At 47.7% G+C, this 12,533-nt stretch carries 14 protein-coding genes and 1 pseudogene; 5 read left to right on the plus strand and 10 right to left on the minus strand.

Annotated features, from left to right (window positions below; all coding sequences use genetic code 11):
- Positions 1–383: pseudogene (locus P0Y67_RS16810) on the plus strand (tyrosine-type recombinase/integrase); the annotation flags it as partial.
- A 211-nt stretch (positions 384–594) separates the two neighbouring features.
- On the opposite strand, the gene P0Y67_RS16815 reads toward P0Y67_RS16810, so the two are convergent.
- From P0Y67_RS16815 to hisC, 5 genes are all read right to left on the minus strand, one after another.
- Positions 595–1,203 carry an SEC-C metal-binding domain-containing protein gene (locus P0Y67_RS16815; protein ID WP_342392809.1) on the minus strand — a complete coding sequence of 203 codons (609 nt, stop codon included), beginning with the start codon at positions 1,201–1,203 and terminating at the stop codon, positions 595–597.
- A 93-nt stretch (positions 1,204–1,296) separates the two neighbouring features.
- Entirely contained in the window at positions 1,297–1,914 is a 618-nt protein-coding gene (locus P0Y67_RS16820) for a hypothetical protein (RefSeq protein WP_342392810.1), read from the minus strand.
- A gap of 132 nt (positions 1,915–2,046) precedes the next feature.
- Positions 2,047–2,316 (minus strand): cytoplasmic protein, encoded by a 270-nt coding sequence (locus P0Y67_RS16825; protein ID WP_342392811.1) that lies wholly within the window; start codon positions 2,314–2,316, stop codon positions 2,047–2,049.
- A 743-nt stretch (positions 2,317–3,059) separates the two neighbouring features.
- The gene (locus P0Y67_RS16830) at positions 3,060–3,833 is read right to left on the minus strand and encodes an ABC transporter substrate-binding protein (RefSeq protein WP_342392812.1); all 774 of its coding nucleotides are present in this window, start codon (positions 3,831–3,833) and stop codon (positions 3,060–3,062) included.
- Between the two features lie 33 nt (positions 3,834–3,866).
- Entirely contained in the window at positions 3,867–4,952 is a 1,086-nt protein-coding gene (gene hisC / locus P0Y67_RS16835; RefSeq protein ID WP_342392813.1) for a histidinol-phosphate transaminase, read from the minus strand.
- A gap of 181 nt (positions 4,953–5,133) precedes the next feature.
- Between hisC and P0Y67_RS16840 the strand changes: the two genes are divergently transcribed.
- On the plus strand, positions 5,134–6,018 hold the full coding sequence (locus tag P0Y67_RS16840; RefSeq protein WP_342392814.1) for a LysR substrate-binding domain-containing protein: 885 nt from the start codon (positions 5,134–5,136) through the stop codon (positions 6,016–6,018).
- On the opposite strand, the gene P0Y67_RS16845 is transcribed toward P0Y67_RS16840, so the two are convergent.
- The 3 genes from P0Y67_RS16845 to P0Y67_RS16855 all read right to left on the minus strand — a co-directional run bounded on the left by P0Y67_RS16845 (position 6,010) and on the right by P0Y67_RS16855 (position 8,726).
- Positions 6,010–7,041 (minus strand): hypothetical protein, encoded by a 1,032-nt coding sequence (locus P0Y67_RS16845; RefSeq protein WP_342392815.1) that lies wholly within the window; start codon positions 7,039–7,041, stop codon positions 6,010–6,012. The genes P0Y67_RS16840 and P0Y67_RS16845 overlap by 9 nt on opposite strands.
- Positions 7,042–7,141: 100 nt before the next feature.
- A complete protein-coding gene (locus tag P0Y67_RS16850) occupies positions 7,142–8,191 on the minus strand; it encodes a hypothetical protein (RefSeq protein WP_342392816.1) in 1,050 nt (349 codons plus the stop codon).
- 313 nt (positions 8,192–8,504) lie between these two features.
- Positions 8,505–8,726, minus strand: coding sequence for a hypothetical protein (locus P0Y67_RS16855; RefSeq protein WP_342392846.1), 222 nt, complete (start codon positions 8,724–8,726; stop codon positions 8,505–8,507).
- Positions 8,727–8,992: 266 nt separating this feature from the next.
- Here P0Y67_RS16855 and P0Y67_RS16860 point away from each other — a divergent pair, with 266 nt between their 5' ends.
- Together P0Y67_RS16860 and P0Y67_RS16865 are read left to right on the plus strand one after the other, a co-directional pair.
- On the plus strand, positions 8,993–9,571 hold the full coding sequence (locus tag P0Y67_RS16860) for a glutathione peroxidase (protein ID WP_342392817.1): 579 nt from the start codon (positions 8,993–8,995) through the stop codon (positions 9,569–9,571).
- Positions 9,572–9,734: 163 nt separating this feature from the next.
- Positions 9,735–10,712, plus strand: a complete 978-nt coding sequence (locus P0Y67_RS16865; RefSeq protein ID WP_342392818.1) for a hypothetical protein — start codon at positions 9,735–9,737, stop codon at positions 10,710–10,712.
- Positions 10,713–10,805: 93 nt separating this feature from the next.
- Here the strand turns inward: P0Y67_RS16865 and P0Y67_RS16870 are convergent, their stop codons facing one another.
- On the minus strand, positions 10,806–11,258 hold the full coding sequence (locus P0Y67_RS16870) for an AraC family transcriptional regulator (RefSeq protein ID WP_342392819.1): 453 nt from the start codon (positions 11,256–11,258) through the stop codon (positions 10,806–10,808).
- Positions 11,259–11,426: 168 nt separating this feature from the next.
- Between P0Y67_RS16870 and P0Y67_RS16875 the strand changes: the two genes are divergently transcribed.
- The gene (locus tag P0Y67_RS16875; RefSeq protein WP_161455251.1) at positions 11,427–11,807 is read left to right on the plus strand and encodes a PH domain-containing protein; all 381 of its coding nucleotides are present in this window, start codon (positions 11,427–11,429) and stop codon (positions 11,805–11,807) included.
- A 45-nt stretch (positions 11,808–11,852) separates the two neighbouring features.
- Here the strand turns inward: P0Y67_RS16875 and P0Y67_RS16880 are convergent, their stop codons facing one another.
- Positions 11,853–12,521 carry an alpha/beta hydrolase gene (locus tag P0Y67_RS16880; protein WP_342392820.1) on the minus strand — a complete coding sequence of 223 codons (669 nt, stop codon included), beginning with the start codon at positions 12,519–12,521 and terminating at the stop codon, positions 11,853–11,855.
- Positions 12,522–12,533 lie beyond the last annotated feature (12 nt).

The following is a 12,533-nucleotide window of genomic DNA, read 5'->3' on the forward strand; positions in this document are numbered from 1 at the left end:
AACTCGACCGCAACGGCCTGCAGTTCTTCTACCGCTATACCCTCAACAAACAGTGGGCATGGCTCAATATCGTCAAACCGCCGCAGGTCCGCCGGCTGCCCGATCTCCTGACGCCCCACGAGGTGGGGCTGCTCATCACCATGACCCGCCAGCCCCGTTACCAGGTATTCTTCTTTACCCTCTACAGCCTCGGGCTGCGGCTCGGCGAGGGGCTGAGCCTGACCACAGCCGATATCGATGCCCATACCATGCAGGTCCATGTCCGGGAAGGAAAAGGCGGCAAGGACCGGCGGGTACCCCTGCCCGAGCGGACCCTGGCAGTCATGCGCCAGCATTGGCGCTCACACCGCCACCCGCAATGGCTCTTCCCGGGGATCGGCACCACCTAGGAGGAAGCCAACGCAAGACCGAATTCAGGCGGTAACCCATTGAAGTGAAACACACTATGGTCACTTCCCGGCTACGCTCGTCTTGACGAAACCCGCGGGCGCAACCCCCACCGAATGCCAATCGAACAATTTGCTTAATAAGGCTGTCCGGGCTTGTTCAACACCCGGATAGAAGTGTCGGCTGCGCGACACGTATCCTTATTTGTTATATTAATTGACCACAGCATTTTTTATATTTCTTTGTTGAACCGCACGGGCAATCAGAGTTTCTAGATGGCTTAGAAAACTCAAAACCTTTTAACTCTCTATTTTCTCTTTTAAGGCGTTCTATTTCTTGTTGCATTAACATTTGTTGCACTGAGTTATTAATTAAACTCTCTACATCACTTTCTGACATCCCGTCGTCTGACATCATGAGAGGTGTTACGTAGGCTAAAATTGACACAATTAAAGCTAGAAATGCATACAGCTCGGAGCGACTTTTAGGAAGGTATTGGCTGACAGATGAAAATTCTGGGACTTCTTCATCAATCTTTTGCTTTACTTCTTCACGCGATAGTCGCTGCTCCTTAGCTTCATCAAGTACTTGAGCATAACGTTGTAATTGTTCTATCGTTTTACTCGGTGCATTTATTATTTCAATTGCATTTCCTAAGACGTTGAATACCCCGTCAGGAACACTTCCCATACCACCACACTTCGGACAAGGGCCAGAACGATTTCCAGTCATTGTCATTTGTAAGCAATTCTCGACAAATATGCCGGATGGAAATGGAGTACCACAGTTATCACAAAATGCTGGAATCATCGGCATAATCGAATCTCCTTACTAATTAATATAACGCCTAGCTCACCGGAAAAATGCGAGCATAGCGAGTATTTTGTCCGGTGGAGCTATTTGTTAGGCTCATTCGACCACCTTGAATTCAGGTAGCATGATTTGGTGTTTGTTGGCTAAGGTTTTAATTTGCGAGTTGAATTTCTCGAATGAAGATGAGGATGTAACTCGATAATACTCTGACTTCAGCATCAGATACCGTTCTGTCCCTACGTAAGGGTGAAGAATCTCAAGGCTTTGATGAGAATAAGCATTTGTCTTCTGCACGTAATCGGCCTTTGAGATAAGAAACATACCCATAGTGAACAGCGACAGAGCGATTAGAAAAGAATATGCCCTGAATAGTGTGGTGTAAGTTGTTGATAATATTGAGCACTTATCTTCCGGTAGGCGAGCAATAAGCTTCTCCCACCAGTTATAATTTTTAACTAGCGTGCCAATCCATACTAACCCTACAATTATAAGTATGAGAGCTGCAATTTTTTGTTGATAAATATTTGGAAGATCGTAGGCAGCTGATTTGTATATTGAATCCAAGTATCCCGTGTAAATTCCATCGACAAGTCGAATAGCAGCTCGTGATAGCTCGTCTAAGGCTGGGGATAAAACCCTTTCCCATAGACCACTTCCGATCGCTCCTAGAAGTATCGTCGCGAGTATTCCTGCAATTATCTTCAAAAATTTCATATTTCCTGATTCACGTTTTTGTAGCCTAACGCTCGCAGCACAGGCCGAAAACCGCGCAGCGGTTGAGGTCCAGGCCACGAAGTGGCCGACTGTGACTGCGCTTGTTAGGCCAGTACACCGAATGTTCTAAAGTTAAGAAAACCATACATTATACATCTCGGTAAGAAATTGTTTATCCAGCGAAACGCCAGATGCCGATCCAATAACAGAATCAATACCGCAATAGGGACATAGTGCTGTTTGTCCTACCTCATTTTCATCTTCATCTACCCACTCCACAATCTCGGAAGGTGGGTAAACTTTAAGGCAGTAAAAGCAACCACATAACTCACTGTCGACAACCTGCTTCCGGTGGTTGGAAGAGTATTGATGAGCTGTATGATATTCCGTTCGTTTGAACATCAGTATTCCTTCAAGGCCTAACATTTTATTCAACGACACCATGTCGTATAACTCTGTCATAAAACAATTTCAATCAAAAAATCACTTAAGCATTTGATTATACTCAACCAAGCACACTTAACCAGATAAGTATATCAGTAAGATACATGACATCATGTTGTGTATCTTACTCAATTGCCTGATGCTACCCAATTGATATTATTTGTTTTTCTGTATTTCATGACTTACACCAAAAATCAGCCACGTATAAGCTAATGAGAAAAACGACATCGATCACTTACCCAGCACAAAGAAGCCACAGAATTGCACTCGCTGCATGGATTCCCGCCTTAGCGGAAATAACATTAAACTATTGAATTATAGCTAATTTAACCCGCTTTCGGTGTGTACTTTAAAAGCAGAAATGATAAGTTGGATGCTGGCCTCTCCCCAAGGGAAAAATTCAGGGCGAATTTTTAGGTTGTCGGCGCTGGGAGCGCCTACAACCGCCCCGGACAACACCAACGAACAAGTAGGCATTTCTGGGCACTCTTTGGGCCAACAAAGAGTGTCTGGCGCGCGTCAGGCAATGGCAAGCGGATCACCAAACTCAAGCGCGACATACTTTCCGCCTTACTGAAAGTGCTTGTTTATCGTCCCTCGCTGAATCGAAGCGATCCGTTTTGTTTTAATGATCCCCAACCCCAGCGCAAAAAAAATCCGAAGCAACAGCTTCGGATTTCTCAGAGAATTAACGTCAACCCTTACTCACCGTATATGTCGAACTTAAAGTACTTCCCGGCAATCCGGTCATACGTCCCATTTTCACGGATGGTCTGAATCGCTTTATTGAATTTCTCCGCCAGGGCTTTGTCTGTTTTACGCAGGGCCAGGGCTGTTCCCTCGCCAATGTAAGCTTTATCTGTTACCGCTTCACCGACAAACTCGAAATTCTGGCCCTGCTCTTTATCCAGAAATGCCAGCGCCAGCTGATCCGAGTTACCAAATGCCGCATCGAGACGGCCGGTCGACAAATCCAGATACACTTCGTCCTGCCCTGTGTAGCGCTGAATTTTCGCTACATCGCCATACATGTCAGTGACATAACGGTCATGAATAGTACCCAGCTGAACACCGATCTTTTTCCCTTCCAGGCCGGCTTTATCTATGCTGATACCGGCGTCGTTACGAGCAACAAACCGGGCCGGAGTCTGATAATACTTGTCGGTAAACAATACCCGCTGCTTACGTTCTTCTGTGATACGCATGGAAGCCATGATGGCATCTGACTTACGGGCTAACAGCGACGGAATCAAGCCGTCCCAGCTCTGCGTGACCCAAACGCAGTCCAGTTTCGCTTCCTGGCAGAGCGCATCGGCAATCTCAATATCAAACCCTTTCGGGGTGCCATTCGCGTCTTTGTAGTTAAATGGCGGGTAAGTAAAATCGGATGCTAAACGTACCGGTTTATCCGCTGCCTGAACATTCGCCATCATTGCTGTTGCCAGGATCAGACCCAGACCTAGTTGCTTTTTCATTGTTGTCCCCTCTTACACTGTCGTGTTTATTCTTTAATTTAATGGATACTCTTTTAACGCATCCAGTGTTTCCTGCATGCTGTTTCGGGTACCGATAGAAATACGTACACAGCGAGCCAGTCGTGGATCATGAGCCTGATTACGGGTCACTATGCCTTTTTGCAGCAGGTACTGATAGAGGCAATCGTCGGTACTGAATTTAATCAGAACAAAATTGGTGGAAGACGGATACACCTTCTCGACGAAAGCCAGCCCTGCCACTTCCTCAGCAAACCAGTTTCGAATGGAAACCAGCTCATCCGCCTGACGACGCATGGCCGCAAGCCCTTCTTCCTGTAGCGCTTTTTTGGCGACCAGCGCACTTGGATCCGTTATCGGATAAGGCGGAATCAAGCGTGCAACATAATCCATCACACTCGTATCAGCCAGTAAAAATCCCACTCGGATCGAGGCCAGTCCGAAAGCCTTGGACAGGGTGCGAATCACAACAAGATGCGGATAATCGGCAATCAGATCAACCACACTGGTGTGCGGTGCAAACTCAATATAGGCCTCATCAACCACCACCAGGGTGGACTCTTTACTCGCTTCAAGCAAAGCCACGATTTGCTTGTGAGGGATAACGTTACCTGTCGGATTATTAGGCGAGCATAAAAACAGAATTTTACTGTCTTTCAGGTGAGGGGTAATCGCCTCCACATTCAGACTGAAGTCCTCTGCCAAAGAGACTTTCACTGTGTTCACTGCAATTGAATCGGCACAGAACTCATACATTGCATAGGTAGGCGGGCAGACAATGATTTGATCATTACCCGGCTGGCAAAATGTCCGAATCAATAAATCGATCCCCTCATCGGCCCCGCGAACCGCCAGCGATTGACATTGCAGCGCTGCGCCACCTATGACATTTTCGCTGTATTCCAGATAGGCTTTTTCAATAACGTGCGGAAGAAAATCAGGGTAACGATTGTAACTCTCTGATTCGCCGTAACGCTCACTCTGCTCCAGCTCGTTGGCGTTAAGCCAGATATGTCCTTTACCGCCGATGCGGCGAGCAGACTGATAGGGTATGAGGTTTTTTACTACCTCTGGCACTAATTTCGTAGCTAGCGACGTCACAACACACCTCTTCGCAATGCATGAATAACAAAATTAAGCCCAGATTTATGATTAAACATTCAACCTGAGAATCTTTATATTTTCCTTTTACATAAATTAAACAAATAAAATTGAAATAAGAATCGAAAAGTCGGCATACTAGCCATGACAAAAACGCATAGCTTGAGAGGTTTGATTCACGATGCGTCTACCTTCTACCCGAGAACTTCAGGCTTTCCTGATAACCGCTGAACACCTGAATTTCACGATGGCCGCCAAGCACCTGAATGTCACTCAAGGTGCCGTCAGCCGCCAGATTCTGGCTTTAGAGGAACAATTGAAAGTCAGACTGTTTCAGCGCCATGCCCGCGGGCTGACGCTGACCAGCAAAGGGCAGGCTTTTTTGCCCATGGTGCAGCAGGTCATGACCCAACTGCAAAAGGCGGTCGATCAGGTGTCGAATGAGAAACAGCAAATCAAGCTGAAAGCCCCCAGCTGTATTACCTCCTGGTTGCTGCCAAAACTGATGTCATTCCAGCAGGCCCATCCCGACATTGATGTCGAGTTAACCTCTGCCATCATGCACAGCGTGAATTTCTCATCCGAACCTTTCGATGCGGCGATTTGTTATGACGAGCAACCTCCCCACAAAGAAGTGAAAGCATTTCGTCTGTTTGATGAATACTTGTCACCCATGTGCTCGCCAACTTTATTTCAGCACTCTCAACTGCCCGTTTCGCCGGAGTTGCTCAGTCAGCATACCTGGCTCCATGCGACACCACAGCATACCGACTGGCGGTTATGGCTGACACACATGGGCTATGCTGGAAAACACGCCATCCAGAACCAGCGGTTTGCCACGCTCGATCTGACGGTCAGCGCAGCCATTCAGGGTTTTGGTATCGCGGTGGGCGATGTTGAACTGGCCAAGCAGGACTTAGATGCAGGCCGGTTAATCATGCCCTGCCCGCAAAGTGTGCCTTCAGGTAAGCGGTATTATCTGGTTCGGCCGAACGTGACCCCGAATGCATCCTTGTCCCTGCTGTTTGACTGGATTCTCAGTGACATTCCGCCCGCCTCAGTCTGAGGCGGCAGACTGCAAAAACTGCATGCGTTGCTGCTCTTCTGGTGTAGGGGTGTACGGTTCATGGCTCAACAGAGACACGTCTATGGTGCCCAATGGCCAGACGGGTTTCTGGCTGATGCCATATTCCGTTTTTTCGCCGGGAAGGCCCGACATTTTCTCCACCTGAAACGTTCTCAGTTCATAGTCATCTGTGCCGGACAGGACACTGTTGTGCGCTTTCAGTGTTAAAGCGTGTTCACCTGTGGAAAGCGATTGCCTGGCGGTCAGAACGGCGACAGGCTTCCCGCTCAGTGTATAAAGGTTGGCTCTGACACGGTATATCCCTTCACGCTTGACTAACAAGGTGACCGGAATGCTCACATCAGCACGCTCGGAAACAGGCTTACCCACCGAAACAATTTCTGCTACCGGTACGTAATAGCGAAAATCAGCGGTGAGTATGTCTGACCCGGTTGTGAAGTGAATATTTGCCCTGGCACGTATCTCTGACGGCCAGCCCTCGTCAGGCTCAAAGACAATCTTATTGCCCAATGATTGTTCAGCGGCCAGCTTTTGATGTGTGTCTATATCAATTAACTCAACAGATACCGACTCGACCGGCAAGTTGCTTTGCACCGTCAGGTTCACGGGGGCCGGATAAAAATGCCGGAAGGCATCAGGAGATAACGACGCAGTATGATTACCGTCCATGACGGGCGCCTGCACCGGTACATACCGGTTCGGCTCAAGCCACTGAGTATCCTGAACCGATAACGGCTTGGAGTAAGACGGATAAACCAGTTCTGCAGCGTATACGCTTGAAATCAAAGCAAACTGCTCAGCCATATCGACAGGAAGCGTTATCTCCTTCTGCTCAGGTGCGGTTTCTCTGTCATCTGAAGCCGATAAGTGGGGTTTCACTATTGCTGACCGGGTCACCACCAAAGCGGCCATATTACTGGTACTAACAGTTTCTCTGGCTGCAACCTGCACAGATTCCGTATCCGTGTGCTGAGTTGGCCAAACGCTATAGATGGCAAACATCAAAACAGCTGTGCCCGAAAACACGACAGCTATTATCCTTTTCTTTTTCATAGCTAACCTGCAGAGAATGGCTTTGACCTGCGCCAAAGCCATGAAGAGATCATAAGAAAGAATGCACAATTTCAGACATAGTCAGGTTGGCAGAACCATCGACATAACGGTAATAGGCGCCATTTAGCCAGTACCACTCATCGGTATAATTCACGCGGACACTTTTTCCATCCAGCAAGCTGACCTGCTCCGCAGCCGTTGTGACTTGCCCTTCATGCTGATTATCGATCAGGCCGCTGTGACTATAGCCTTCTCCCATCAGCAATGGGTAGTGATAAGGCATGAACTGGCTGACACCTCGAGACTGTGTCGCGAGCTTACCGTTATAACCCACATTCACCGAGCAGCTGTTAAAATCCCCCGCGTTACTGGCACCGCAAGCGGAATGACTGGCCACTACCCCGTCATCATTACCGGGCAGATACCCTGAAGTGACCCCCAGGTAATCGCTGCTGTCGCCGGTAAATCGAATTCTGGGAACACGGCTGTCCGGCAAGACGGCAAGCTGACGCGCATTAGCAACGCGAAGATCGTTCAATACGCCCGTATTGTTTCTGCTGGGTATTTCTCCCAGCCACAAGGACACCGCGTATTTCAGCATGCTGTTCCATGTACCGCTGCCTTCAGCAACATTCACTGCCATGTCACCTAATTCAGACCCGCCTCCGGCACCCGCAAAATCAAATGTCGCAACGATATTAAGGGGTTCCAGATCGGCATTTTCCAACCAGTTTTCCTGGTTATCAATCAGATAGCGTGTCACTAGATCACCGGTTGAATGGGTGACAAACACACACCCCGGTTTACATAAACCTTGTTCCGAAAACGCTTTCAACTTAGGCCACACGTAATCTGTCGATATTTTTCCCGTAATCCGTTCGTGAGATGGCCAGTCGATACGGGCATCGGCACGGGATTGCCAATAATCTTGCCAGTACGAGGCACCGTCCAGATTAACCTGACTGCTGTCGGGTTTTGATTGCAACTGGCCAGGCTGGAAACCATGAACCAATACGACTTTGTAATCGCTCAACGCGGCCTGAGCAGAACCCGCCGCAAGGAGTGATGCAAAGGTGAGGTAGGTCGAAAGTGTCTTCATAGTCATTCTTCTTAGTTATCAATACTATTCTGTGATGTGGTGCAACAGTCAGTTCAATTGCACTGCATCTAGTATTTGCGACTACGAGCATTTTTTATCTTCTTTATGTTATAAATTTGATCAATATCATAACTTTTTTATAACAAATCGAGCACAAGAACGCATAAATATGCGCACTTTCGAAAGGATAAATGTTTGATAGTTTATGAATTTGACTTATTTTTCAGAAGATTAAAGAAAGCAGAATGATTTAAACAGCACCTGTCTTGAACAGCACCAGAGAACAAAGAAAACAAAGACAACAGAAAGCCGATTATTTCACCCGCATGACACTATGCTGGCTATCGCCTAATGTAAACTCAAGCACCTGAGAGCGCTTCATGCTCTCGACGTCACTCAGCATCGCTTCGCTGTAACCTTTCTTGCTCATCCACTGGAGCGGGGTTGTAAAGCTGTCTTCACTCACAATGAATGACTCATCCTGGAAACGGCTTTCGCGGACGTTGACGACCCAGATTCTCTGTTGATAGTCCATCACGGACTGAAAAGCCGTCAGCAGTCGCTGCCATCCGCTGTTTTTTTGTCTGTTCAAACGCCCTCCTATAATTAGGATATCTATCAATAACTGCCACACGTTAAAGCTTGTCTGTCGGATTGCAAGACTTTGTGCATCAATTCTTACTGCATGCCAAATAAACCTGATGAATGTCTCGCAATGCTGCGATAAGACGTTAGAATTTATCAACATACAGCTTTAAATGGCCTATCGGCTGTGGCTGATTCACACGACAGGATTCACTTATGCTCCGCTCAATGACTAAACACCTGATTTTAGCGACTGTTCTTGCCTCGGCGTCAGCGACTTTCACCACTGTGCAAGCCGCTGGACCTGAATGTCCGCCATTGTTAAATCATGAGTTCACTAAACTCAACAGCGCTGATTCCGTGAATTTATGCCAGCAATTTCAAGGTCAGGTTCTGCTGGTAGTCAATACCGCCAGCCAGTGCGGTTTCACCCCTCAGTATGAAGGTCTCGAAACCTTGTATCAGACTTACAAAGACCAGGGGTTTGCCGTTATCGGTTTCCCGTCCAATGACTTCTTCCAGGACAGAGGCAATGAAGAAAACACGGCAAAAGTCTGCTATCTGGATTACGGCGTCACGTTTCCCATGATGAATCGCAGTGCTGTTCGTGGCAGCGACGCCAACCCTGTGTTTAAGCAACTGACCAACGACTCAGGCATCACACCCAAATGGAATTTCTACAAATATCTGGTCGATCGCAATGGCAAAGTATTCACCGTTTTTGCCAGTACGACCAAACCCAACGATCCTAAGCTGACGCAAAGTATCGAACAATTACTGACGCAAGCTCAGTAACCAGGCTGCCTGTTTTTGGCCTGCTGCGACTTTTTTCTATGACCCGAATCGCATCAGGCCAACGCTTTGCCATTTTCCGGCTTATTTTTGATTTCACCCCTTGTTCTTTCACGAACAACCTGCGATCTTATCGCCATTCTTTACGTTCCATCGCATCATAACCATGTCAGGACACACCATCAAAGGCATCCCTTTAATTCAGGCTTCAGCCCTGTCTCTTATTACGCTTTCCGTTATTTACCCGTTTTCAGCCTTGGCTGACAATCGCCCAGAACTCAATACTGAACAGATGTGTTCACAAGTGGGTCATATCGAGCTGGCAGCATTAACGCCGGCAGACCGGGAGGCTTATCTGCTGGCACAGGCTGATAACACACTGTACCAAGTGTGGGAAATAGCAGAGAAGGTCTCAACGGGTTCAACGTATCACCTGACAGAAAAAAATCAGCTTACGCTACAGCTCATCTGCGAAGGCGGATTCGCGCCTGCAGAAGAGAAGTATGCCGTGCAGGATGCGTTCGATCATTGGCAACATAACCAGCCATTCACATTTGATTTGTGCCAATACATCACTAGCGGTGTTGGCTCGGCATTCTGTGCCAATCGCTTTGCCGGTGAACAACACATTGAGAGAAAACAGCGCCAGGAAACCGCTATCCGGCAGCTTTCTGTTTCTCAGCAGCAGACCATCAAAAATGCGGTCAGAATGGCAGAAGACTTCTTTGAGCACAGAGCCATGCACGAAGAGCTGCACGGTGGCAGCAGCCATACAGCTTTTCGTATTGAATCTGTGGCTAACCAAAACGACAGATACCTGTCGCAAATTCTGGACACATTAGCGGGAAGCCAGCCAGAAGACATTCCATCGTTAGATGAAGCCGATTCCACATTAAGCCAGACTTATGACCACCTGATTCAGCGCCTGAAAATGGGGCCGATTGAAGATTTTAACCTGGAAGTCACCGCGCAGGATGTTGAAAGTGTACAAAGAGCCTGGCTGATTTACCGAGAACAAACCGCAATGATGCTGGCTTCTCTGAACACTAACCTGACCATTCAGGACTGGCTGGGAGTGCTCACGGCTGAACGCAACCGGCAGTTATCTGAAATGCTGGAATACATGGATTTAGATAAACGCTGATTTGTTCTGATTTCTGGTATACCGTCATCCAGTTTCAGCCACCAGCCCCGACATTTCACCTGGGCGGGTGGCTGCGATGACAAAGGTAATAACCTAGTTAACCGGAATACAGAAACTGGTATCACAAATATCATTTTCTTCATCAACACTGTGGTAAAGCTCAAAACACGGCCGTTCATAATCGAACTGCATATTGCTGTCAGCTGCCACCTCCTGATGTAATTGCTGCCAGTACATCCCGTATTGCGTCTTATCCGTCACTTCTTTACGTAACGTTGCGTAATCGCCACCCGGTAAATGAGTCAGCGCAATCGCGCCTTCTACTTGGGTGCTTTCAGGCACAGTGATACCGACACGGGTGCGGCATTCTTGCGGTGGTGTTTTTTCCACATCATCAAGGTAGACGAAAATACATTGTCCTCCCTGCAACCCTTGCTGCGCCGCCCAGCCAAACAAGGTACTTAATGCTGGATCATAATTCTCACCGTATGGTCCCTTTACTTCGACATAAGCCAGCCAGTTCGCCGACAACTTTTCCTTTTGCATTATCATTCTCCGGTTAATGAACAACAAAAAAGAACTGTATAAATATACAAGCCACCTCTGATCTGTCAATGTACCGAACTGGTATATTTCTGCATTGATGCGTATTGTTTAATCAGCGTCACACAAAGCAAATTACTGACTAACTCAATGATAAAAAAGGAAAACACAATGGGGCTACTGGATAAACTACTGGGCAATGCCGGTGAAATGGCGATTTCTGAAGCAACAGAAGAGCTTCAGATCATTCTGGGGCCCAATGAAAAGATTGAGCTGGCCTACAAACTGATAAGAGACATGTTGATCCTGACCGACTGCCGTTTATTGCTGATAGACAAACAAGGTATGACAGGGCGAAAAGTGGAATATCGCTCCATACCTTATAAGTCGATAACCATGTTTCTGGTGGAATCAACGGGCAACTTTGATTTAGACGCAGAGTTAAAAATCTGGATTTCAGGTCAGCATGATCCAATCGGTATGGAATTTGGCAGCAAAACCAATATCTACCAGCTGCAGGGACTGCTTGCCAGTAAAATTGCCGGGAAATAGTCCCGGCTCTGTCAGGTTAATAACAGGCCGGGCGAACGAGCAAGGTTAATTATCGATATTTAAGGTGTGCTTCAGCCAGTCTGCAATATCTTTAACCTGTTGCATGCACACCTGATGCTCCATGGGGTAAACCCGCCACTGAGGATGAAAGCCCAGCTCCTGTAAATCCTCTACTGCCGCTTTCCCCATGGTCGGCAGCACCACAGGATCAAAGCTGCCATGCATCACTTCGATAGGCAGTTGGCGATTAGCCGGTGCCACATCAATGCTTTTAGCGGTCGGAAAATAGGTGGACAGCGCCAGCAAGCCGGCCAGCGGGTGGGGATAGGTTAACGCGGCCTGATAAGCCACCGCCCCTCCCTGAGAGAAGCCGGCCAGAATGATCCGATCACTCGCAATGCCCCGGCCACGTTCACGGTCAATCAGATCCGCCACTTTGTCGGCAGATTCCAGCAATTGTTCTCTGTCCAATTTCCGGCCGATACCCATTTCGAGAATATCGTACCAGGCCGGCATCACCATTCCGCCATTAACCGTCACAGGCAGCGACGGCGCATGAGGAAAAATAAAGCGCACAGGGGAATTAGCAGGTAACTTTAATTCAGGGAGAATGGCTTCGAAATCATGGCCATTCGATCCCAATCCGTGCAACCAAATAACAGAAGCAGTGGGTTTGACCTTAGGATTGACTTCAACGCAGTCTAATTGAGGCATGATAAATTCCTT

It is taken from the genome of Photobacterium sp. SP02 (assembly GCF_038519165.1).
GTDB classification, from domain to species: Bacteria; Pseudomonadota; Gammaproteobacteria; order Enterobacterales; family Vibrionaceae; genus Photobacterium; species Photobacterium halotolerans.